Genomic DNA, 20,933 nt, shown 5'->3' with positions numbered 1-20,933 from the left:
ATGGGCCTTTCTGCTACGATGTTTTCCCGCGAAGATGCGGAGTTCATGTCTCGTGCGCTGCATCTGGCGGAGCGCGGTTTATACACGACCGACCCCAACCCGCGCGTCGGTTGCGTGATCGTGAAAGACGGACAAATCGTCGGCGAGGGCTGGCATCGACAGGCGGGCGGCCCCCACGCCGAAATCGAGGCGCTTCGGCAAAGCGGCGATCGGGCGCACGGCGCGACCGCCTACGTCAGCCTGGAACCGTGTTGCCACCACGGCAAAACGCCGCCTTGTACGGACGCCCTGATCTCGGTCGGAATCGTCCGCGTGGTAGCGGCCATGAAAGATCCGAATCCGCGGGTTGCGGGCGAGGGTTTGAAGAGACTCAAGGAGGCCGGCGTAGAGGTCGCCTGCGGACTTTTGGAAAACGCGGCGGCGGCGTTGAATCCCGGTTTCTGCAAACGCATGAAAACCGGCCGGCCATATATCCGCAGCAAGCTGGCCATGAGTCTGGACGGCCGCACCGCCCTGCCCTCCGGCGAAAGCAAATGGATCACCGGCGAAGACGCCCGGCGCGACGCCCACTGCTTGCGGGCCAGAAGCTCGGCCATTCTGACCGGCATCGGCACCGTGCTCCAGGACGACCCGGAACTGACGGTGCGCCTGCCGGAAACGACGGGAGAGATTTTGCAGCCGGTCCGCGTCGTCCTCGACTCTCGCCTGCGCATATCGGCGACCCTGCGTCTCGCCGGCGGAAGGAACCGCACCGTAGTCCTGACGGCCATATCGGACAAGGAGCGAATCCATGCTCTGTCGGACAATTTCGACATCGAAACCTTGCCCGCAGCGCTCGACGGACGACTGGACTTGACCGCGGTCGCCGACTGGCTCGGGCAGCGCCAGTTCAACGAAATTCTGGTCGAGGCCGGTCCGATTCTGAACGGCGCCTTGCTCCGGGCAAACCTGGTGGACGAATGGATCGTCTATGTCGCTCCGGTGATTTTGGGCGACGGCGCGCGCGGACTGTTCCGCCTGCCGGATTTGACGAGCATGGTCGAGCGCTTCGAGTTGAAGATCAGCGATCTGCGGCAGGTCGGAAGCGATCTCCGGCTGATCCTGCGCAGGCCATAACGTTTTTGATTCACCAGCGAGTTCTTCATGTTCACCGGCATCATCCAAGCGATCGGAACCATCACCCGCATCGAGCCCAAAGACGGCGACTGCCGCTTGACCGTCACCACCGGCAAACTGCCTTTCGCCGACGTCCAGTTGGGCGACAGCATTGCGGTCAACGGCGTCTGCTTGACGGCCGTCGAACTCGGCGAGCGGTTTTTCGCCGCCGACGTTTCGCGCGAAACCCTGTCGCGCACCACGCTGGGCGAAGCCGAGACCGGAACCCACGCGAATCTGGAACTCGCCCTGCTGCCGACCACCCGCCTCGGCGGACATCTCGTCAGCGGCCATGTCGATGGCGTCGGCACGGTGGTCGACAAGCGCAGCGAAGCCCGCTCGGTGCGCTTCACCATCGAAGCGCCGGCCGGCTTGGCCAAATACATCGCCGAAAAAGGCTCGATCTGCATCGACGGCATCAGCCTGACGGTCAACGAAGTGAACGGCAACCGGTTCGGCGTCAATATCGTGCCGCATACCCTGACCGAAACCACGTTGGGCGAAACGGTCACGGGACAGCGGGTGAACCTGGAAGTCGACATCCTGGCCCGTTATCTGGAGCGGCTCCTGTTCGGCGAGCGCGCGTCCGAAAGCGGTTCGACCATCACCGAAGAACTTCTCAAAAACACCGGTTTCATCGCCTAAGCATGAACAGCATCGAAGAAATCATCGAAGATATCCGCCTCGGCAAGATGGTGATCATCATGGACGACGAGGATCGCGAGAACGAGGGCGACCTGGTCATGGCGGCCGTTCATACCCGCCCCGAGGACATCAACTTCATGGCGCGCTACGGCCGCGGACTGATCTGCCTGACGCTCACCCGCGAGCGCTGCCAGCAACTGCGCCTGCCCTTGATGGTAAACGAAAACAAGACGCCCCATTCCACCAATTTCACGGTATCCATCGAAGCCGCGAGCGGCGTCACCACCGGCATTTCGGCCGCGGACCGCGCCCGCACCATTCTCTGCGCCGTGGCGCCGGACGCCAAGCCGGACGATCTGGTCCAGCCGGGTCATGTTTTTCCGATAATGGCGCAACCCGGAGGAGTGCTCAATCGAGCCGGACACACCGAGGCCGGCTGCGACTTCGCGCGGCTGGCGGGGCTCGAACCCGCCGCCGTGATCGTGGAAATTCTGAACGAAGACGGTTCCATGGCGCGCGGCCCCGATTTGGAAAAATTCGCCCAAGCGCAAGGCCTCAAGATCGGAACGATCGCCGATTTGATCCATTATCGTATCCAGAACGAAAAAACCGTGGAGAGGATTTGTTCCTGCGATTTCCCGACGGAATTCGGCCAGTTCCGCTTGCACGCCTACCAGGATCAAATCGACAAGCGCCTGCACCTGGCGCTGACCTTGGGAAAAGTCGCCGGCGACGAGCCGGTGCTGGTCCGGGTGCATGGACGCAATCTCCTGAGCGACCTCTTCGGGGCCAGGCGGAACGACAGCGGACTGCCCCTGCGCAATGCCATGCAGCGGATTGCCGACGAAGGCCGCGGAGTCTTGGTGGTCATCCGCAAGGAAGAGGACGACAAGTCTCTGGTCGAGCGCATACACCAATACCAGATGGAAGATAACGGCGTCGGACCGACCGTCGCCGATCCCAAAACCGACGACTGGCGCACCACCGGAACGGGCGCGCAAATCCTGGCCGATTTGGGCGTCCGCAAGCTCCGCGTCCTGGGCGCGCCGAAAAAATATCTCGGCTTATCCGGTTACGGCCTGGAAGTCGTCGAATACGTTTCCTGAGAACAGAGAGAAAATCGATGTCCGACATCAAAACCTACGAAGGCCAACTCTTGGTCCAAGGCGCCCGCTTCTGCATCGTGGCGTCCCGTTTCAACAGCTTCATCGTCGACCATCTCGTCGGCGGCGCAGTCGATGCCCTTTTGCGGCACGGCGCGAAAAAAGAGGATATCCATCTGGTCAAGACACCCGGCGCCTACGAACTGCCGCTGGCAGTGCAGAAAGCGGCGGCCTCGAAGCGTTACGACGCCATCGTGGCCGTCGGCGCGGTCATTCGGGGCTCGACGCCGCATTTCGATTATGTGGCCGGCGAATGCGTGAAAGGCATCAGCAGCATCTCGCTCAAGCACGAAATTCCGGTCGCTTTCGGCGTGCTCACGGTGGATACCATAGAACAAGCCATCGAACGGGCCGGAACCAAGGCCGGAAACAAAGGCGCCGAAGCGGCATTGTCCGCCGTCGAGATGGTCGACTTATTGAACCGGATAGGCTCGGCATGAGTAATCCGCGAACCCTGGCACGGCGTTGCGCGGTGCAGGCCATTTACCAATGGCAACTGAGCGATGCCAATCTGTCGGCGATCGAAACCCAATTCCTCGACGAATTGAAAACGGCCAAGGTTCTTTTGAGGAGATATCGGAACCGGTACGATTTGACCGATCACGAACAAGGTCTCCTTGAAGAATTGCTCGAAAAATATTGCCGCCAGCGGGAAACGGAAGATCAGCAATCCGGCCGGCCGCCGCTCGATGTCCTGATCGATCATTGCTGCGCGCCGGAAGTGAACACCCGTTATTTTAAAGAACTGCTGCACGCCGTACCCGAACATCTTCACGCGATCGATTCGGCGCTGAGCGAATTCGCCGATCGTCCCGTCGCGGAGATCGATCCTGTGGAGCGGGCCATTCTGCGGATAAGCGGCTACGAGCTGCTCTTCCGCCTGGAAGTGCCGTACCGGGTCGTTCTGAATGAAGGCATCGACCTCGCGAAGCATTTCGGGGCCGCGGAAAGCCATAAATATATCAACGGCATATTGGATCGCATTGCCCGTAAGCACCGTACCGCGGAAATACAGGCGAGACATAAAACCTAGCGGTTTTTTTCATCACCCTTTACATAGCGCAACGGCATGGCCTTAGGTGAATTCGAACTGATTCGCCGTTTTTTCACGGATCAGTCCGTCAAACATCGATCCACGGTTTTGGGCGTGGGCGACGACTGCGCTTTGCTGCACGTCGAAGGTAACCGGACGCTGGCCATAACCGCCGACACTCTGGTTGAAGGCGTGCATTTTCTGCCCGGGGTCGATCCGGAAACGCTGGGCCATAAGGCGCTGGCCGTCAACCTCAGCGATCTCGCCGCAATGGGCGCGGAACCGCGCTGGGTTACCCTCGCCCTGACCCTCCCCCGGTGCGACGAAAACTGGCTGCGGAATTTCGCGAGAGGTTTTTTCGCTTTGGCCGAACGCTACGGGGTAGAACTGGTCGGCGGCGATACCACTCGCGGACCTTTGGCGATCACCGTTCAAGCGCTCGGCCTGACACCGTGCGACCATGCGCTTCGGCGCTCGGGCGCCCGTCCCGGAGACCTGATTTACCTGACCGGCGAATTGGGCGCCGCGGGACTGGGGCTCAAAATTCGTCGGGGCCAAACCGATATCGGCGACCAGACGGCCATTGCCCATCTGGAAAGACCGGAACCCCGCGTCGACATTGGACGGAAGCTAGGCGGCCTGGCTACCAGTTGCATCGATGTGTCCGACGGGCTCGCGGCCGATCTGGGACACATCTTGAAAGCCAGCGGCGTCGGCGCGGCGCTCGCCTGGGAGCGGCTCCCATTACCGGATGGGGTGCGCCGCTATGTCGCAGAGACGGGCGACTGGCCGATGCCGCTATCGGCGGGCGACGATTACGAACTTTGCTTCACCGTTCCGCCGGCACATCGGGATGAATTGGAACACCGCCTGGCAACAGCCGGTTCCGCATGCGCTTCGATCGGCCGAATCGAGACGCGAGCGGGACTCCGGCTTTTCAAAGACGGTCGGTCCATCGAGCTTTCTCTAAACGGATATCAACACTTTTCCAATGATTAGGCCGACCCAAAAAATAAAATCCCACCGCCTCGTCAAACCGGCGGAAATTTTCCGCGATCCTTCATGCTTTCTGGCTTTCGGTTTCGGCGCCGGCCTTGCGCCAATCGCGCCGGGAACCTTCGGGACGTTGGCCGCCATCCCGATATACTGCTTGGCGGCCAGCCTGAGCGCGCCGCTTTACGCCCTGACCGTCATCATCATGCTGATCGCGGGCGTCTACATCTGCGACCGGTGCGAACAACGTCTCGACGTTCAAGATCATCCCGGGATCGTCTGGGACGAGATCGTCGGCTTTCTGATTGCCATGATGTTCGTGCCTGCTTCGTGGGAATGGATAGTCATGGGCTTTCTGGCCTTCCGTCTCTTCGACATCTGGAAACCTTGGCCCATAGCCCTGCTCGACAGCACCGTTCACGGCGGACTCGGCGTCATGCTCGACGATGCCTTGGCGGGCATTTACGCCGCCATCTGCTTGATATCGTTACGAATCGGATTCGGCATCTGATGTTCGTGAAGCCTTTTTGTCGCGCAACGTTAATGTTTAATTGCATTGAGCAGGCGTTTAAGGTATAGTATTTGAAATTGACGCGGGGTGGAGCAGTCTGGTAGCTCGTCGGGCTCATAACCCGAAGGTCGTTGGTTCAAATCCAGCCCCCGCTACCACCGTTATATGACTAAGGGCGGCGCAGCCGCCTTTTAGTTTAGCCCACAAGTTGCCGTTCTCCGGCACCAGTCTAATTCGTCCCCAACTATGCTTCTGAGCGCTTCGCGGGTGTCGGCGACATCTTCGATCCGTTCCAGTCGCTCGGCCAGGCCGCGGTAAATCTGTTTGGCCCTGGCAACATTTGAGTCGGCTGCCAGGCCTCGATCTCTTTATGCTGTGGCTTGCGACATCGAGTCTCGCCTCGGCGTCTTCGGGAGCGCCAAAGTCCCCCTTCCAATCGCAAACGGCCGTCCCGTGAGAGCCTAAGAATGCAGATCTACGTCAGCCCTCTATGCCGTCCGCATATCTGCACCAGTCCCTGGATTTGTCGCCGAACACCAAAAAATACGGATTGAGCAGCGACGGTTTGGCGTTGTAGCGGAGCGGCTGTCCTCGTAAGTCGGTCACTTCGCCGCCGGCTTCCTTCACGATGCAATGCGCCGCCGCCGTATCCCATTCCGAGGTCAGGCCGATGCGGGGATAGAGATCCGCAGCGCCTTCCGCCACCCAGCAGAGTTTCAGCGAACTGCCGATCGACATGAGTTGATGTTCGCCCAATCGGCTCCGATAGACCGCCAGGTCTTCGGTCTGGTGCGAGCGGCTGCCGACCACTCTGAGCGGACAGCGAGCGCTCGTCGTCACTTCGATGGCCTGCGGGGACAAATCGCCGGTCTGCTTGTAAGCGCCGCACCCCTCCGCCGCGAAGTAGCAAAGCTCTTTCGCCGGCGCGTACACCACGCCGAGCACTGGTTGATGCCGATGAATCAAGGCCACGTTGACGGTGAACTCGCCGTTCCGTTTGATAAACTCCTTGGTACCGTCCAGAGGATCGATCAGCCAAAAAATTTCCCAGTCGCATCGCTCCTCGAACGGCAAACTTTTCGACTCTTCCGAAATGATCGGATAAGCGGGACGCAGGGCGGTCAAACCTTCGACCAGGCAGTGATGGGAAGCGAGGTCTGCCGCCGTGAGCGGCGAGTTGTCTTCTTTAAGGCCGACACGGAAATCCGATCCATAGATTTCGAGAATGCGGCGTCCGGCCTCCTTGGCAAGAGCAACCACGGACTCGAGAAAGCGGGACGGTTCTTTTCTAAGGGGCATGGCTTGAAATCCGCAGCTACTCACTGGATACGCTAATGGGAGAATCGAAGATAATAGTAGAACGACGAAATATTAACGCATGATCGATTGGCAAAACATCAGCAGCGTATTTCTCGATATGGACGGTACGCTGCTGGACTTGAATTTCGATAACCATTTCTGGCTCGAATTCGTGCCGCTGCGCTATGCCCAGCGGCACGGGCTCTCGCTCTCCGAAGCCAAGGCGGAATTGATGCCCCGGTTCGAGGAAACCGAGGGACGCCTCGAATGGTACTGCCTGGATTATTGGAGTGCCCGATTAAGCCTGGATATCGTCGGTTTGAAGGCCGAAATCGCGGGATTGATAGCGGTGCTGCCGCATGTGACCGATTTCCTCGAGGCCGTGCGCAAAGCCGGGAAGCGCCTGGTTCTGGTGACCAACGCGCACCCGAAAAGCCTGAATCTGAAGATGGAGCGCACCTGTCTTCACGCTTTTTTTGATGAAATCATCTCTTCCCATACGCTGGGCTACCCGAAAGAAAGTCTTGCGTTTTGGCAATCGCTCAGCGACGTAGAACGCTTCTCGACGGAACGGACGCTGTTGGTCGATGACAGCCCGGCGGTATTGCGCGCCGCACGGCAGTTCGGTATCCGGCACTTGATCGCGGTGAAAAAACCCGATAGCGGCCTTCCCTCAAAGAACATTGCCGAGTTCGACGCCATAGACGATTTTCGTGAATTAATGCCAACGGCCTGAGCGATGGCGAAGTTACGGCCTTCGAAGACCGCATATCGAGCCGTCATTCGCCTGTCGATGATCGGGCCGGGAGCCGCGCCTCGTCCGTTCGCCGAACGGTGATTGACATAGGGATCCATAGGACTTGAAATTGTTTTCCGTTTAAGCTGAAATGACGGTGCGCAAGGGAAAGCTGCACCATTCCCATTCGCACTGGCCGTTGGCGCCCCAATCCCTTCAAATTTCCCCGTCCAACTCGTAAGGAGTTCATTGTGAGCGAACGCATACTTCACGTTACAGATGCCGAATTCGAGGATAAAGTCCTCAAAGCGAGCGGCCCCGTTCTGGTCGATTTCTGGGCCGAATGGTGCGGTCCCTGTAAAATGATTGCGCCCATTCTCGATGAAATCGCCGGGGACTACGAAGGCAAGCTGACTGTCGCCAAACTCAATATCGACGATAATCCGGCAACCCCCCAACGCTATGGCGTACGAGGAATTCCGACATTGATCCTGTTCAAGAACGGCGAAGTGGAAGCCACCAAGGTGGGAGCCTTGGCCAAATCTCAACTGACAGCATTTCTCGAGGCCAATGTCTGAGCATTCGGCATGTGCGGGTCGCTCCTGACTAGACGGCCTCGCACACCTGTGCTACCTTTGACGCCGATCTTAACGTCGTCCTCTTGACCGGGCCGCCGCCGGCCGTTCTCTCCAAGCTCGCCTCCCGTGCGGGCGCAATCCTTAGATCATTTACTTCTGCTCTTCACTAACGTCTATGAATCTGACCGATCTTAAACGCAAACCCGTTTCCGAACTCATCGAAATCGCCGAATCGCTCGACATCGAAGGCGTCGCCCGAACTCGCAAGCAGGATTTGATCTTCTCCATCCTGAAAAAACAGGCCAAAAGCGGAGAAGACATTTATGGCGACGGCGTACTGGAAATTCTGAGCGACGGGTTCGGCTTCCTGCGGTCCGCCGACAGCTCCTTTTTGGCCGGACCCGACGATATTTACGTTTCGCCCAGTCAGATTCGCAGATTCAGCTTGCGTACCGGAGACACGATTTCCGGCAAGATTCGTCCCCCCAAGGACAACGAGCGCTACTTCGCCATGCTCAAGGTCGAGCAAATCAACTATGAACCGCCGGAAAACGCCAAGCATAAAATTCTCTTCTCGAATCTCACTCCCCTGTTTCCTGTCGAACGCCTATCGCTCGAACTGGGGAATGGCACGACCGAGGATTTGACCGCCAGGGTCATCGACCTGGTCGCGCCCATCGGCAAAGGGCAGCGGGGTTTGATCGTGTCTCCGCCGAAAGCGGGCAAGACCATGATTCTTCAGAATATCGCCCATTCGGTCGCCGAAAAGAATCCGGAATGCTATCTGATCGTCCTGCTGATCGACGAACGGCCGGAAGAAGTCACCGAAATGCAACGCAGCGTCAAAGGCGAGGTGGTATCCAGCACCTTCGACGAACCGCCGGCGCGCCACGTTCAAGTAGCGGAAATGGTGCTGGAGAAAGCCAAGCGACTGGTCGAGCACAAGCGCGATGTCGTCATTCTACTCGACTCCATCACCCGCCTCGCCAGAGCCTACAACACGGTGATTCCATCCTCCGGCAAGGTGTTGACCGGCGGCGTGGACGCCAATGCATTGGAACGCCCGAAGCGGTTTTTCGGCGCCGCGCGCAACATCGAGGAAGGCGGCAGCCTGACGATCATCGCCACGGCGCTGATCGATACCGGATCGCGCATGGATGAAGTGATCTACGAAGAATTCAAGGGCACCGGCAACATGGAATTGCACCTCGAGCGGAAAATCGCCGAGAAGCGCATTTATCCCGCCATCAACATCAACCGGTCCGGTACCCGCCGCGAGGAATACATCGTTCCGGCGGACGAACTGCAAAAATGCTGGATTCTGCGAAAAATCCTGCAACCCATGGATGAAATGGCGGCCAGCGAGTTCCTGCTAGGGAAATTGAAGGACACCAAAACCAACGCCGAATTCTTCGACATGATGAAGCGCTGAGGGAGCGCGAGAACTCCCTCGCTCAAACCGACCCGAACCGTTCGGATCGAGACAAGCCGCGCAATCATCCGCCATCGGGCGATTCGCTGGTTTCCCCGGTCTCCGGAAGTTCCAGCTTTAGCGCGGCATACATCTTGTCTTCGGCGTCCAGATCGATTCTGTCCAGAATGCTTTTCGGAAGTCGTTTGTTTACTTTAGCGCCCAGCTCCACGAAGCTTTCGGCCTGCCGGATCAAGTTGCCGCGCCCGCGAGTCAGCTTGTTCATCGCATCTTCGTAGGTTTTGTGGGCGCTGCCGAGCTGGGCGCCCAATTTCTCAAAATCTTCCACGAATCCGCGCAGTTTGTCGTAGATCGAGCCGGCCCTGTCGGCGATGGCTTTGGCGTTTTCGTTGCGGCGTTCGTAGCGCCAGATGTTTTCGATAGTCCGCAAAGTGGCCAGCAGCGTGGTCGGCGTGACCACCACGATGTTGCTGGCGAAAGCGTCGGAAAACAGCTTGTCGTCCTGCTGAAACGCCAGCATGAAAGCCGATTCGATCGGCATGAACAGCAGGATGAAATCCAGCGAGCGCAGTCCGTTCAAGCTGGAGTAATCTTTCTGCGCCAAGGTTTTGATATGGTTGCGCACCGCCTGAACATGCTCTCTCAACGCAAACTCACGTTCCGGTCCCTCGTCCAGAGAACAACAACGATCGTAAGCCACCAGCGAAACCTTGGAATCGATGATGATGTCTTTCCCTTCGGGCAGGTGCACGATGACGTCGGGCCGGAACAAGCGATTGTCGCCGTCGCGATAGCCGCCCTGAGTCTCGTACTCGATGCCCTTGCGCAAGCCGGACTGTTCCAATACTCGTTCCAGGATCAGTTCGCCCCAGGCGCCCTGTAACTTCTTATCGCCTTTCAGAGCCCGGGTCAGATTAACGGCTTCTTGATTGATGCGTTGGGTTTGCAGGCGCAAATTTTCGATCTCCTGCCGCAGCGACGCCCTATCCTTGGCATCATGCAGATGAATTTCGTCCACCTTCTTTCGGAAGTCGCCGAGTTGCTCGCGAAACGGATTCAAGACGCCGTCGAGTTGGTTCTTGTTCTGTTCGGTGAATTTTTGCGTCTTTTCCTCGAGGATTTTCTGCGCCAGATTTTCGAACTGGGCGAACAGTTGAACCTCCGCATTGCGGAGTAGCGCCAGCTTTTCTTCCGTGTTTTTTTCCTCGCTCTCCAGCCGAGCCCTGAGTTCGGCGCATTCGGTCCGCGCCGCGTCAAGTTTCTGATTTTTTTCGGCCAGTTTGCTTTCCAGTAGCGGGATGCGCTCCACTTTTTCTTCAGCGACGGCCAAAGCCGTGCGCAACGCATGGACTCGATCCTGGCGATCGACCAGCTCCTTCGTCAATTCAGCGATTTTCTCCGCCTGCTCCTCGGCCGACCGCCGGCACAATGCCGGATGATGCCCTCGGTGGCGCAAGGATGCCGAGAACCATCCGACGGCAAGCCCCAGCAACATGCCGACGGCCAGAGCGGAAAATGGCGAAACGTTACCGATATCCGCCATCCAATACGTTTTATCCATCGGCGCGTCGTCCGGAAAAAAAATGGGTCATCGCGAAATCACGGAGGAAGCAGCATGACCAGCCGGCCATCCTCGTCCGTTCTCGACAAGAAAGGACGAAGCGGCCGAAGATCGTTGATAAAAATGTCGAGCGCCGCCGTACCGTCGACAGCTTCTTCGGAAAATTTCAGAAAGCCGAAAAGATTGCGCTCATCCAGGAAAGCGACGCTCCCCAGCCAGATCGGAATCGCACCTTCTTTCAACTGTTGTCCGCTGGGCCAGAAACGGACGATCAGCCATCGTCCGCCGGGACTTGCCTTAATCATGCGGAGGGCGTCCACATCGGTTTGGTTGAAATGGGGCAAGACCGGCAGATTCGATACGCCCGTTCGGGGATTCAGAAGGTGCAATGCCTGTATCGAATTCAGCGGCTTAGGCTCTTGCCAGCCGAGTTTAACCAGATCGGACCGGATCGAGTCGATCGACGCAGCCCATTGAATACTGAGGGGTTGCTCGGGGCGGCCGATCGTTTCTACGCGGTAAGCGGGCAAACGGCGCCAGCCCTGCTCGAGCCATTGCTGCTCGTCCACGCTGAGTAGCGGCTGCCGATAGAAGAATTCTTCCAGCGAATGGCTATGCCAAGCGGATATCCCGACGGCTCCCAAGGAAACCGCCGCTATCCATGCCAAGCCCTTGATCGGCGCATCGCCGTGCCGGTGGCGCCGGTAAGCCACCCCGAGCAGAATCAGCCAGATCAGAACGATCGATAAAGTGAAGCAGATTGCGAGAAATTCGCCCGTGTCCGCATAGACTCGGGCAAACGCGATGACGAATACCAGCAAGGTCGCCGCGGAATAGATCGACCAGCGCCAGCGCGGCGTCGCGCTGTCCGCCGCCAAAACGGCGACGAAGCCGTATACCGCGCCGCCATTCAGTACATGACTATCGATCAGCGGATTGTCCTCGACGAAACGGCAGGCCGTTCCGAGCGCCAGCGCGAAAACTAGCGCCCCCAGGAAATGCGCCCCGGCGATACTCCGCTTCCGCAACAACAACCAGCCGAGAACGACCGCCGAGAAGACCGACACGGCCGAAATCCCGCCCAACTCATCGAACACGATCAGCGCATAATCGGCCCAAGGATTCCGCCAGGCTTCCAGGGACATCGGGATCAAATCGGCCGGCACCAGATAACAGCCCAGCAAGGCCGACAGACCCAAAATGGCGGCCCATACGGACAAGCCGGCATAATCGCGTTGCTCGGGGTCGATGAGAGGCACGGTGAGACGCCCCAGCAGCGGGTGTTCTCGGCTAAGGTCGAAGGTCGCGAGAATGAGTTGGTGCGCCCGAGGCTGGAAGTAAAGATAAAGATGCTTGCTCAGCCAAATCCCGAACCATAGGATTACGAGCAAGGCGATCGACAGACCCACCAGGCGCCCGGTCACTTTCGACGCCAGATCGAGCGACGCGCCGAAGGCCATGCCCGGCAACAAGTACGCGGGACCCCAGAGAACGGCGGACAACACATTGATATACACGAACCGCCGCGCCGGCATCGCCAGCATCCCCGCGACCAGCGGAATCACCGCACGAATCGGGCCGACGAAGCGGCCGAACAGTACGCTGCGCCCCCCATAGCGGCGAAAATAATCGATGCCGCGCTCGATCATTCCCGGATAGCGCGTGAAGGGCCATAAGGACACCAAGCGATCGCGGTAACGCCATCCCAGCCAGAAGCTGATTCCGTCGCCAGCAATCGCTCCGGCTATCGCGTAGCCGCATGTCGGAGCGAATGCGAGCGCTCCAGCGCCGATGAGCGCTCCAGCGGCGAACATCATGGCAACACCGGGAACCAGCAACCCCACCACCGCCAACGACTCGGCCATGGCAATCAAAAACACCGCTAGGCCGGCGTAGTGGGGATGCAATGCGATCCATGCGTAAACGGTTTCAAAGCTCAAAGTCGATTGTTTGTTTCAATCCGCGCCCGGCTTCATCCGTCGGACGAAACCCGCCGGCGAATAGCGGCCGGCGGATTATTCATCCCATGAACGGGAAATAACCGAGAGGATAACGACGTCCGGACATCGTCGTCCAGATTTAACAATTCTCCCCTGAAGGAGGAAGTTCCAGAGTAGCAAGCCGTTCTGTTAAAGACGTCTAAAGGCGCGCTCCGCCGCTGTTAGGGTTTGGTCCAAAATTTCGAAATCGTGGGCCGCCGAAACGAAGCCGGCCTCGAATGCGGACGGCGCGAGATAAACGCCTTCATCCAGCATGGCGTGGAAAAAGCGCTTGAAGCGCTCCTGATCGCAGGCCATGACTTGTGCGAAACTGTCGATGGCCTTCTCCTCGGTGAAAAAGAGACCGAACATGCCGCCGACCCAATTGGCCGCAAATGGAACTCCGGCCTTTGACGCCCGCTCCTGCAAGCCCTCGATCAGATAGCGGTTTTTTTCGCTCAAGCGATCGAAAAAGTCTGGCGCGGAAATCAGGTCCAAGGTCTTCAATCCCGCCGCCATGGCCACGGGATTGCCGGACAAAGTCCCGGCCTGATAGACCGGGCCGAGCGGGGCCAGTTTTTCCATGATGTCGCGCCGACCGCCGAAGGCGCCGACCGGCATGCCGCCGCCGATGACTTTGCCGAGCGTGGTCAAGTCGGGCGAAACGCCGTAATGCGCCTGCGCTCCGCCCAAGGCAACGCGGAACCCGGTCATGACTTCGTCGAAGATCAGCACCGATCCGTGGGCATCGCAAGCCTCCCTCAGAGTCTCCAGGAAGCCCGGTTTCGGCGGCACGCAGTTCATGTTGCCGGCCACAGGTTCCACGATGATGCAGGCAATCTCCCTGCCGTAACGCGAAAACACCTCGCGCACCGCATCCCCGTCGTTGAACGAGAGAGTCAGCGTATGTTCGGCCAAACCGGCCGGAACGCCGGGCGAACTCGGCACGCCCAGGGTCAGCGCGCCGGAACCCGCCTTGACCAGAAGCGAATCCGAATGGCCGTGATAGCAACCTTCGAACTTGACGATCTTGTCGCGGCCGGTATAGCCGCGCGCCAGGCGGATGGCGCTCATGGTCGCTTCGGTGCCGGAGTTCACCATGCGCACCATGTCCAGCGAAGGCACCAGCTCGCACAGCTTTTTCGCCATCGAGGTTTCGATTCGAGTGGGAGCGCCATAACTCAGCCCGCGGTCCACGGCCTCGTGTACGGCATTCAAGACCTCGGGATGGGCGTGCCCGATCACCATGGGTCCCCAGGACCCCACGTAGTCGATGTAGCGGCGTCCGTCCTCTCCCCAAAAACAAGGTCCTTCGGCGCGCTCCACGAAAACGGGGGTTCCGCCGACCCCTTTGAACGCGCGCACCGGCGAATTCACGCCACCCGGAATGTAGGTTTGAGCTTCCGCAAACAAGGCGGACACGTCGGTCATGATCTTTACTCTCGATAAATCTCAAAAAATCTCTGTCTCGGAAACGCCCGCCGGATTCTACGTCTTGGGCAGGGTCACGCCGGTCTGCCCCTGATATTTCCCGCCGCGGTCCTTGTAAGACACTTCGCAAATCTCGTCGGCGCCGATGAACAGCACCTGAGCCACGCCCTCGTTGGCGTAGATCTTGGCGGGCAGCGGCGTGGTATTCGAAAACTCCAGGGTCACATGCCCCTCCCATTCCGGCTCCAGGGGCGTCACGTTGACGATGATTCCGCAGCGGGCGTAGGTGGATTTTCCGAGGCATATCGTCAGCACATCGCGCGGAATGCGGAAGTATTCGACGGTTCTCGCCAGGGCGAAGGAGTTAGGCGGGATGATACACACGTCCGAACTCACGTCGACAAAGCTGTTTTCGTCGAAATTCTTCGGATCGACGATCGCGGAGTTGATGTTGGTGAAAATCTTGAATTCGCTCGAACAGCGGATGTCGTAGCCGTAGCTCGACGTGCCGTAGGAAATGACCCGGGAATTTTGCACTTCCCTCACCTGCTGCGACTCGTAGGGCTCGATCATCCCATATTCCTCCGCCATGCGGCGGATCCAGCGGTCCGATTTGATGCCCATGCTAGTCGTTGACGATGGTGATGGTGGGGAAGCGCGCACTGTAATCCTTCGCTTTGAGAGCCAGTCGGGCCGCCATTTTGCGGGCCACGTCCTTGTAGATTTGCGCCGGCTTGCTGTCCGGCTCGGCGACGACGGTAGGGTGGCCGCCGTCCGCGTGCTTCCGGATGCCGATGTCGAGCGGCAAGGAACCGAGCAGTTCCACGCCGTATTTCCGGGCCATCTTGTCGCCGCCGCCTTCGCCGAAAATCGGCTCGGCATGGCCGCAGTTGGAACAGATGTGGATGCTCATGTTCTCGACGATGCCCAAGACCGGCACGCCGACTTTTTCGAACATCTTGAGGCCCCTTTGAGCGTCCAGCAAGGCGATGTCCTGCGGTGTCGTCACGATGACCGCGCCGGATACGGGAATCTGCTGCGCCAGGGTCAACTGGATGTCGCCGGTACCGGGCGGCAAGTCGATGATCAGATAATCCAGATTGTCCCATCGGGTATCCTTGAGCAACTGCTGCAAGGCGCCGGTCACCATGGGACCGCGCCAGATCATCGGAGCATCCTCGTCGACCAGATAACCGATGGACATGGATTGCACGCCGTAGGCGGTCATCGGGATCAGCCTCTTCCCCTCTTCGATTTCGGGGCGTCCCGAAATCCCCAGCATGAGCGGCTGGCTCGGCCCGTAGATGTCGGCGTCCAGAATGCCGACCCGAGCGCCTTCCGCCACCAAGGCCAGCGCCAGATTCACGGCGGTCGTGGACTTGCCGACGCCGCCCTTGCCGGAGGCGATCGCGATGATGTTCTTGACGCCAGGCATCGGCTTGAGATTCTTCTGGACCGCATGGGAAGCGATTTCCGTGACGATATCGACCGCCACTTCGGTCGCGTCGGTTTCCGAACGGAGTTTCCGTTCGATCAGGCTCTTGAGCTCGGCATGGAAACTGGCCGCCGGGTAGCCCAGAGCCACTTTCACCCGCACGCGGGAATCCTCCACTTCGATTTTCTTGACCGACCTGGCGGATACCAAATCCTGCTCCAGATTGGGATCCAACACGGTTTTAAGGGCATTCTCGACGTCAGATTGGGTCAGCGGCATTCAAATCTCCGGCATCTCGGGCCAAATAAACGTTATTCTACACAATTGCCCCGGAAGCCTTAACGGCCGAAGCCTCTTGAACCGGCGATAATTCTGGACTCGCGAGCTTTTGCCCCGGCTGGGCGCCTCTGAACGCCCGACCGAAATATGGGATAATTCGACCACCCTAGAAACCCTTGATTTTCGCCTCATGACCACCCATCGAACGATTCTCGTCACCAGCGCCCTCCCCTATGCCAACGGCCCGATTCACCTGGGCCATCTGGTCGAATACATACAAACCGACATCTGGGTGCGATTCCAGAAAATGCGCGGCAATGCCTGCCATTACGTCTGCGCCGACGACACCCACGGCACGCCCATCATGCTTCGAGCCGAAAAAGAGGGCATTACCCCGGAGGAACTGATCCGAAAGGTTCACGGCGAGCATCTTAGGGACTTTACCGGGTTCCACATCGAGTTCGACAACTACTACTCGACCCATTCGGACGAAACCCGGCGACTGGCCGAAACCATTTACGGCCGGCTGAAAGAACGGGGCCTGATCGAGGCACGGTCCATCGAACAGTATTACGACCCGGTCAAGGCAATGTTTCTCCCGGACCGCTTCATCAAGGGCGAATGTCCTCGTTGCCATGCGAAGGATCAATACGGCGACTCCTGCGAAGCCTGCGGCGCAACCTATTCGCCGACCGACTTGATCAATCCTTATTCTGCCGTATCCGGCGCCGCACCGGTGCGGAAGGAATCGGTACATTATTTCTTCAAGCTCGGAAAATGCGAGGAGTTCCTCAGGACCTGGACCCGTGCCGGGCATCTACAGGACGAAGCCGCCAATAAAATGGCGGAATGGTTCGAGGCGGGCCTGTCCGACTGGGATATTTCCCGCGACGCGCCCTATTTCGGCTTCGAAATTCCCGATGCGCCGGGCAAATTCTTCTATGTCTGGCTGGACGCGCCCATCGGCTACATGGGCAGCTTCAAGAATCTGTGCGAGAAGCTGAACCTCGATTTCGACCGGTACTGGAACAAGGATTCGGACGCCGAGCTATACCACTTCATCGGCAAGGACATCCTCTATTTCCACGCCCTGTTCTGGCCAGCCATGCTGGAACACTCGGATTTCCGCACGCCCAGCCAGATCTTCGCCCACGGCTTCCTGACCGTGAACGGCGAGAAAATGTCCAAATCCCGCGGCACTTTCATCACCGCCGAAAGCTATCTCCAGCAGGGCTTGAACCCCGAAGCCTTGCGCTATTACTACGCCTGCAAGCTGAATGGGACGATGGAGGACATCGATCTGAATCTGGAAGATTTCGTGGCGCGGGTGAATAGTGATTTGGTGGGGAAGTACGTCAATATTGCGAGTAGAGCAGCCGGATTTATTGATCGCCTTTTTAACGGGTTGATTCTTGATCAGAATCTTCTTCCAGAAACCAGCGAAGCATTAAGTTCAAACTTAACTTCCAAGTTGCCATATAGCAACGTTTTGACAAGCAACGCTGTAAAAGGTGCTGCCCAATGGATCGCCGACGCTTATGAGCGGCGCGACTTCTCGAGAGCGATCAGGGAAATAATGGTCGTTGCGGACGACATCAACAAATTCTTTAATGATGCAAAACCCTGGGAATTGGCAAAAACCCCTGAAAATCTTCCCGAAGTACACTGGGTATGCTCCGCAACAATCGAAGCATTTCGAATTTTGACCATATATCTAAAGCCGTTATTGCCTGAAATCGCCAGGAAAGTTGAAGATTTCCTGCAAATTGGGCCGCTTTCTTGGTCTGATTTGGATAAGTCGCTGGCAGGCCACACAATAAAGCCTTACCAACACCTTTTAACCCGCATCGAATCCAAACAAATCGAGTCTCTCGTGGAAGCCAACAAACAAAACCTGCAAGCCACCGCTCAGCCGGAACCCCATTCCCAGCAACGTCACGCCGAGCATCAGCAACACGCGATTCAACCGATCGCCGACACCATATCGATCGACGATTTCGCCAAGATCGATCTACGCATCGCCCGCATCGCCAAGGCCGAACACGTGGAAGGCGCCGACAAGCTGCTGAAGCTGACTCTGGATATCGGCGGCGAGACCCGGACGGTGTTCGCGGGCATCAAATCGGCCTACGACCCGGCGCAGTTGGAAGGCAGGCTGACCGTGATGGTCGCGAATCTGGCGCCGCGCAAGATGAAGTTCGGTTTGTCGGAAGGCATGGTGCTGGCCGCGAGCGACGAGCGCGGCGGACCGTTCGTTTTGATTCCCGACGAAGGCGCGCAGCCGGGCATGCGGGTCAAGTAGCCAAAGCAGGCGTGGGAACGGCCGAAGCCGCTCCCACGCGGTTCATTACTCGCCGGTCGTCGGATCGATCACCGTCTTGATCTCCGAAATCCGATTGGCCGGAAATTCGCCCTCCTGGGCATGCCGGCGGACCATCTCCTCATTGGGCGCGATATAAACGCAATAGACCTTGTCGTCGGTGACATAGCTCTCCACCCACTGGATTTGCGGCCCCAAACGGTTCAGCACGCTGCACGATTTCTGCGAAATGGCGTGCAGATCCTGATCCGACAGTTTTCCCGCGCCGGGAATTTCACGCTCGATCAAATATTTGGGCATGATAGCCTCCTATCGTTGAAAAAAAGCAATCCATAGTCGTCAAAAAACCGTCACCCCGAATACACGGGATCAGCGACGGAGAAGTTCAGCCAAAAGCTCCGCCGGGCGCGCCTCGGCCGCGCTCTTATACAGCGCGTAAGCGCCGAAACGCATCTGGTGCGGACGGCCGAGCTTCTCCTTGTAGAAGTCGATGGCGAACTGCTCTTTCAGCTCCTTGCCGTCCCAGTGGTAAAGCTTGAGGAACTGTTCGTTGTCCTTGCCTTTCTTGTCCCAGTTGGCGAGCAGCGACGAGGTGTAATAGAGCCGCTTGCCGTCCCAGCTCGACGACACCATATTGACCTGCGCGCCGATATGCTTCTCGTAGATTTGCACCGGCTTGTGCGGGTTCGAGATGTCGAACGCCCGGGTATTGCCGTCCATGAAGGTATTCACCCAAAGCCGCTTATCGTCGTTAGAAATGGAGATATCGACGGGCAATGGCACCTTCGAGGGATCGCCGACATCGGCGACCGCCTCGGCTTGCCATTCGCCTTTGTCATCTTCGTAGATCAGCCAGATCTTGGACGTCAGCGCCGTTGTGGTGAAGCAATAGTTGTGGCTTTCCTCCCAGGCGCAGCGCACTTCCAAGGGCGCGCCGGGCACGTCGAACACCTTCTTCGGCTGGCGGCCGTGCAAATCCCAGAGGACCACCGTGTTGCCGAAATGCTTCATGGCTTCCTTGTCGGACAGCATCTTGCCGAAATCCATCATGTAATTGTTCCACCCCGTGAAAGAGGATGAAATCAGTACGTTGCGCCTCGGCAGCGCGCGCAAGTCGTAGTTATAACCGTCGGCGTACTTGCCCGTTTTCACGGCGCCGCGCAGATCGCTGTCGGTGGGCACCCAGTAGGTCGCGACGTAATCGCCCTGGTTGGTGTATTCCACCATCGCCGTCCGCCCGCCGTGATCCTTGTTGTTCGAGAGCCCCGTGATCAGCATGCGTCCGGGCAAGGCGTAAAACGAATGAGGCCCGACCACGCCGCCGCTTTTCGCGACGAAATCGGTAATCGTTTTATGCAGCTTGGGCTTGGCCGGATCGCTGTGGACGTCGAAGATGAAAATCTTGCTGGTGTCCAATCCGCCCGCCCAGAGATAGTTGCGGTCGTCGGTGAAATCCGAATGATGCGCCTCGTTGCGGCCGCCCACGGAGAGGCTGTCCACGACTTTCCCGTATTGCGGCGACTTCGGATTGATATCCACCGTGACCAGTTTGTCCTGCTCGTCGCCGACGCCCGTTGCGCCCAAGGTCCAGACATACACGTAATCTTCCTGGCCGGTGATCTTTGCCGTATAGGGCGATAGGCAAGTCTCGTCGGCGTTGACGGAAGACAGCCCGGCTCCGGCCACGGCCAGCCCGGACGCCAATCCGAGCATCGTGCCGCGCACGGCCCGAATGATTTTCTTCTCGCTGATTCGCTGTTTCATTGCATACCTCTTCGTTCTAGGGTTTGAAATAGCCGTCAAACAGATGGTTCACGCAAACCTGCAAGGGGCGGACGGACCGCTCGACTTTCATGCGCAGCAAGGCGCCTTGCCAGCCGTCGGAAACCAGATCCGCCAAAACCTCCGCCGTTTGATCGTTGCGCACGGTCCCTTCCGCCTGAGCGCGCGCCAGGCCCTCGGCGAGTTTGTCCCTATACCGGTGATAGGCTTCCCTCAAAGCGTTCGTGCAAGTTTCGTTGGTATCCCCGATTTCGCCGAGCAGATTGCCCAACAAACAACCGCCCTTGAACTGCCTGCGTTCCAATTCTTCGATCAAATCGTGGAAATAGCGCTTCAGCGCCGACAAGGCATCCAAATCCGGCCGACTCAAGTAGTCGTCGAGTTGGCGAATGAACGGCTCGATGTAGTGGCGGACGACTTCCGCGCCGAAGACCTCCTTGCTGGGGAAATAGTTGTAAAACGATCCCTTGGGAACCTGGACGCTGGATAGCAACTCTTGTAATCCCGTGCCGTGATAGCCGCGCTCCATGAGCATGGCGACCCCTTGGTCCAAGAGTTTGTCGCGAGTGATTTGTTTGCTGCCGATCCGAGCCATGAAGAA

General features: G+C 58.4%; 20 protein-coding genes and 1 tRNA gene. 12 read left to right on the top strand and 9 right to left on the bottom strand.

Translation table 11 applies throughout. The features are described 5' to 3' along the window. The 8 genes from ribD (at position 1) to ACWJKU_RS07755 (ending at position 5,658) form a co-directional block, all read left to right on the top strand. Complete coding sequence (gene ribD / locus ACWJKU_RS07790; RefSeq protein WP_454147403.1) at positions 1-1,116, top strand: bifunctional diaminohydroxyphosphoribosylaminopyrimidine deaminase/5-amino-6-(5-phosphoribosylamino)uracil reductase RibD; 1,116 nt, start codon at positions 1-3, stop codon at positions 1,114-1,116. 27 nt (positions 1,117-1,143) lie between these two features. Continuing rightward, positions 1,144-1,800: a riboflavin synthase gene (locus tag ACWJKU_RS07785; RefSeq protein ID WP_454147401.1), complete on the top strand. Its 657-nt coding sequence runs from the start codon at positions 1,144-1,146 to the stop codon at positions 1,798-1,800. 2 nt (positions 1,801-1,802) lie between these two features. Further along, a complete protein-coding gene (gene ribBA / locus ACWJKU_RS07780; protein ID WP_454147399.1) occupies positions 1,803-2,906 on the top strand; it encodes a bifunctional 3,4-dihydroxy-2-butanone-4-phosphate synthase/GTP cyclohydrolase II in 1,104 nt (367 codons plus the stop codon). Between the two features lie 17 nt (positions 2,907-2,923). Next, positions 2,924-3,403, top strand: coding sequence for a 6,7-dimethyl-8-ribityllumazine synthase (ribH, locus tag ACWJKU_RS07775; RefSeq protein ID WP_454147397.1), 480 nt, complete (start codon positions 2,924-2,926; stop codon positions 3,401-3,403). Next, complete coding sequence (gene nusB / locus ACWJKU_RS07770) at positions 3,400-3,996, top strand: transcription antitermination factor NusB (RefSeq protein ID WP_454147395.1); 597 nt, start codon at positions 3,400-3,402, stop codon at positions 3,994-3,996. The genes ribH and nusB overlap by 4 nt, the downstream gene beginning before the upstream one ends. A gap of 36 nt (positions 3,997-4,032) precedes the next feature. After that, on the top strand, positions 4,033-4,995 hold the full coding sequence (gene thiL / locus ACWJKU_RS07765) for a thiamine-phosphate kinase (RefSeq protein ID WP_454147393.1): 963 nt from the start codon (positions 4,033-4,035) through the stop codon (positions 4,993-4,995). After that, positions 4,988-5,500 (top strand): phosphatidylglycerophosphatase A family protein, encoded by a 513-nt coding sequence (locus ACWJKU_RS07760; protein WP_454147391.1) that lies wholly within the window; start codon positions 4,988-4,990, stop codon positions 5,498-5,500. The genes thiL and ACWJKU_RS07760 overlap by 8 nt, the downstream gene beginning before the upstream one ends. Before the next feature lie 81 nt (positions 5,501-5,581). Then, positions 5,582-5,658 (top strand) — tRNA-Met (locus ACWJKU_RS07755). A 322-nt stretch (positions 5,659-5,980) separates the two neighbouring features. Here ACWJKU_RS07755 and cysQ read toward each other — a convergent pair. After that, positions 5,981-6,799, bottom strand: coding sequence for a 3'(2'),5'-bisphosphate nucleotidase CysQ (gene cysQ / locus ACWJKU_RS07750; protein ID WP_454147389.1), 819 nt, complete (start codon positions 6,797-6,799; stop codon positions 5,981-5,983). 79 nt (positions 6,800-6,878) lie between these two features. Between cysQ and yrfG the strand changes: the two genes are divergently transcribed. The 3 genes from yrfG (at position 6,879) to rho (ending at position 9,545) form a co-directional block, all read left to right on the top strand. Then, entirely contained in the window at positions 6,879-7,535 is a 657-nt protein-coding gene (gene yrfG, locus ACWJKU_RS07745) for a GMP/IMP nucleotidase (RefSeq protein ID WP_454147387.1), read from the top strand. A 251-nt stretch (positions 7,536-7,786) separates the two neighbouring features. Further along, positions 7,787-8,113 (top strand): thioredoxin TrxA, encoded by a 327-nt coding sequence (gene trxA, locus ACWJKU_RS07740; protein ID WP_454147385.1) that lies wholly within the window; start codon positions 7,787-7,789, stop codon positions 8,111-8,113. 175 nt (positions 8,114-8,288) lie between these two features. Further along, complete coding sequence (gene rho, locus ACWJKU_RS07735) at positions 8,289-9,545, top strand: transcription termination factor Rho (protein WP_454147383.1); 1,257 nt, start codon at positions 8,289-8,291, stop codon at positions 9,543-9,545. Positions 9,546-9,609: 64 nt separating this feature from the next. On the opposite strand, the gene rmuC is transcribed toward rho, so the two are convergent. The 5 genes from rmuC to apbC form a co-directional block, all read right to left on the bottom strand. Next, the gene (gene rmuC, locus ACWJKU_RS07730; RefSeq protein WP_454147381.1) at positions 9,610-11,106 is read right to left on the bottom strand and encodes a DNA recombination protein RmuC; all 1,497 of its coding nucleotides are present in this window, start codon (positions 11,104-11,106) and stop codon (positions 9,610-9,612) included. Between the two features lie 38 nt (positions 11,107-11,144). Continuing rightward, the gene (locus ACWJKU_RS07725) at positions 11,145-13,046 is read right to left on the bottom strand and encodes a VTT domain-containing protein (protein WP_454147379.1); all 1,902 of its coding nucleotides are present in this window, start codon (positions 13,044-13,046) and stop codon (positions 11,145-11,147) included. A 189-nt stretch (positions 13,047-13,235) separates the two neighbouring features. Next, complete coding sequence (hemL, locus tag ACWJKU_RS07720) at positions 13,236-14,516, bottom strand: glutamate-1-semialdehyde 2,1-aminomutase (protein WP_454147377.1); 1,281 nt, start codon at positions 14,514-14,516, stop codon at positions 13,236-13,238. Positions 14,517-14,573: 57 nt separating this feature from the next. Further along, entirely contained in the window at positions 14,574-15,140 is a 567-nt protein-coding gene (dcd, locus tag ACWJKU_RS07715) for a dCTP deaminase (protein WP_454147375.1), read from the bottom strand. Between the two features lies 1 nt (position 15,141). Beyond that, positions 15,142-16,230, bottom strand: coding sequence for an iron-sulfur cluster carrier protein ApbC (gene apbC, locus ACWJKU_RS07710; protein ID WP_454147373.1), 1,089 nt, complete (start codon positions 16,228-16,230; stop codon positions 15,142-15,144). A 190-nt stretch (positions 16,231-16,420) separates the two neighbouring features. On the opposite strand from apbC, the gene metG reads away from it, so the two are divergent. Continuing rightward, positions 16,421-18,532, top strand: coding sequence for a methionine--tRNA ligase (gene metG / locus ACWJKU_RS07705; protein ID WP_454147371.1), 2,112 nt, complete (start codon positions 16,421-16,423; stop codon positions 18,530-18,532). Positions 18,533-18,577: 45 nt separating this feature from the next. Here the strand turns inward: metG and ACWJKU_RS07700 are convergent, their stop codons facing one another. The 3 genes from ACWJKU_RS07700 to ACWJKU_RS07690 form a co-directional block, all read right to left on the bottom strand. Continuing rightward, positions 18,578-18,850, bottom strand: a complete 273-nt coding sequence (locus ACWJKU_RS07700; RefSeq protein WP_454147369.1) for a DUF4242 domain-containing protein — start codon at positions 18,848-18,850, stop codon at positions 18,578-18,580. A 69-nt stretch (positions 18,851-18,919) separates the two neighbouring features. After that, on the bottom strand, positions 18,920-20,263 hold the full coding sequence (gene mtoX, locus ACWJKU_RS07695) for a methanethiol oxidase (RefSeq protein WP_454148070.1): 1,344 nt from the start codon (positions 20,261-20,263) through the stop codon (positions 18,920-18,922). Positions 20,264-20,330: 67 nt separating this feature from the next. Further along, a complete protein-coding gene (locus tag ACWJKU_RS07690; RefSeq protein ID WP_454147367.1) occupies positions 20,331-20,927 on the bottom strand; it encodes a TetR family transcriptional regulator C-terminal domain-containing protein in 597 nt (198 codons plus the stop codon). Between the last annotated feature and the right edge of the window lie 6 nt (positions 20,928-20,933).

The sequence above is a fragment of the Methylocaldum sp. MU1018 genome (genome assembly GCF_053646775.1).
Note: the sequence above shows the minus strand (reverse complement) of the source record. Positions and strands in the feature narration are given on the sequence as shown.

Coding starts and splice junctions, on each gene's coding strand:
- ribD (WP_454147403.1), top strand. CDS start 1: ATGGGCCTTTCTGCTACGATGTTTTCCCGCGAAGATGCGGAGTTCATG.
- ACWJKU_RS07785 (WP_454147401.1), top strand. CDS start 1,144: ATGTTCACCGGCATCATCCAAGCGATCGGAACCATCACCCGCATCGAG.
- ribBA (WP_454147399.1), top strand. CDS start 1,803: ATGAACAGCATCGAAGAAATCATCGAAGATATCCGCCTCGGCAAGATG.
- ribH (WP_454147397.1), top strand. CDS start 2,924: ATGTCCGACATCAAAACCTACGAAGGCCAACTCTTGGTCCAAGGCGCC.
- nusB (WP_454147395.1), top strand. CDS start 3,400: ATGAGTAATCCGCGAACCCTGGCACGGCGTTGCGCGGTGCAGGCCATT.
- thiL (WP_454147393.1), top strand. CDS start 4,033: ATGGCCTTAGGTGAATTCGAACTGATTCGCCGTTTTTTCACGGATCAG.
- ACWJKU_RS07760 (WP_454147391.1), top strand. CDS start 4,988: ATGATTAGGCCGACCCAAAAAATAAAATCCCACCGCCTCGTCAAACCG.
- cysQ (WP_454147389.1), bottom strand. CDS start 6,799: ATGCCCCTTAGAAAAGAACCGTCCCGCTTTCTCGAGTCCGTGGTTGCT.
- yrfG (WP_454147387.1), top strand. CDS start 6,879: ATGATCGATTGGCAAAACATCAGCAGCGTATTTCTCGATATGGACGGT.
- rho (WP_454147383.1), top strand. CDS start 8,289: ATGAATCTGACCGATCTTAAACGCAAACCCGTTTCCGAACTCATCGAA.
- rmuC (WP_454147381.1), bottom strand. CDS start 11,106: ATGGATAAAACGTATTGGATGGCGGATATCGGTAACGTTTCGCCATTT.
- hemL (WP_454147377.1), bottom strand. CDS start 14,516: ATGACCGACGTGTCCGCCTTGTTTGCGGAAGCTCAAACCTACATTCCG.
- dcd (WP_454147375.1), bottom strand. CDS start 15,140: ATGGGCATCAAATCGGACCGCTGGATCCGCCGCATGGCGGAGGAATAT.
- apbC (WP_454147373.1), bottom strand. CDS start 16,230: ATGCCGCTGACCCAATCTGACGTCGAGAATGCCCTTAAAACCGTGTTG.
- metG (WP_454147371.1), top strand. CDS start 16,421: ATGACCACCCATCGAACGATTCTCGTCACCAGCGCCCTCCCCTATGCC.
- ACWJKU_RS07700 (WP_454147369.1), bottom strand. CDS start 18,850: ATGCCCAAATATTTGATCGAGCGTGAAATTCCCGGCGCGGGAAAACTG.
- mtoX (WP_454148070.1), bottom strand. CDS start 20,263: ATGCTCGGATTGGCGTCCGGGCTGGCCGTGGCCGGAGCCGGGCTGTCT.
- ACWJKU_RS07690 (WP_454147367.1), bottom strand. CDS start 20,927: ATGGCTCGGATCGGCAGCAAACAAATCACTCGCGACAAACTCTTGGAC.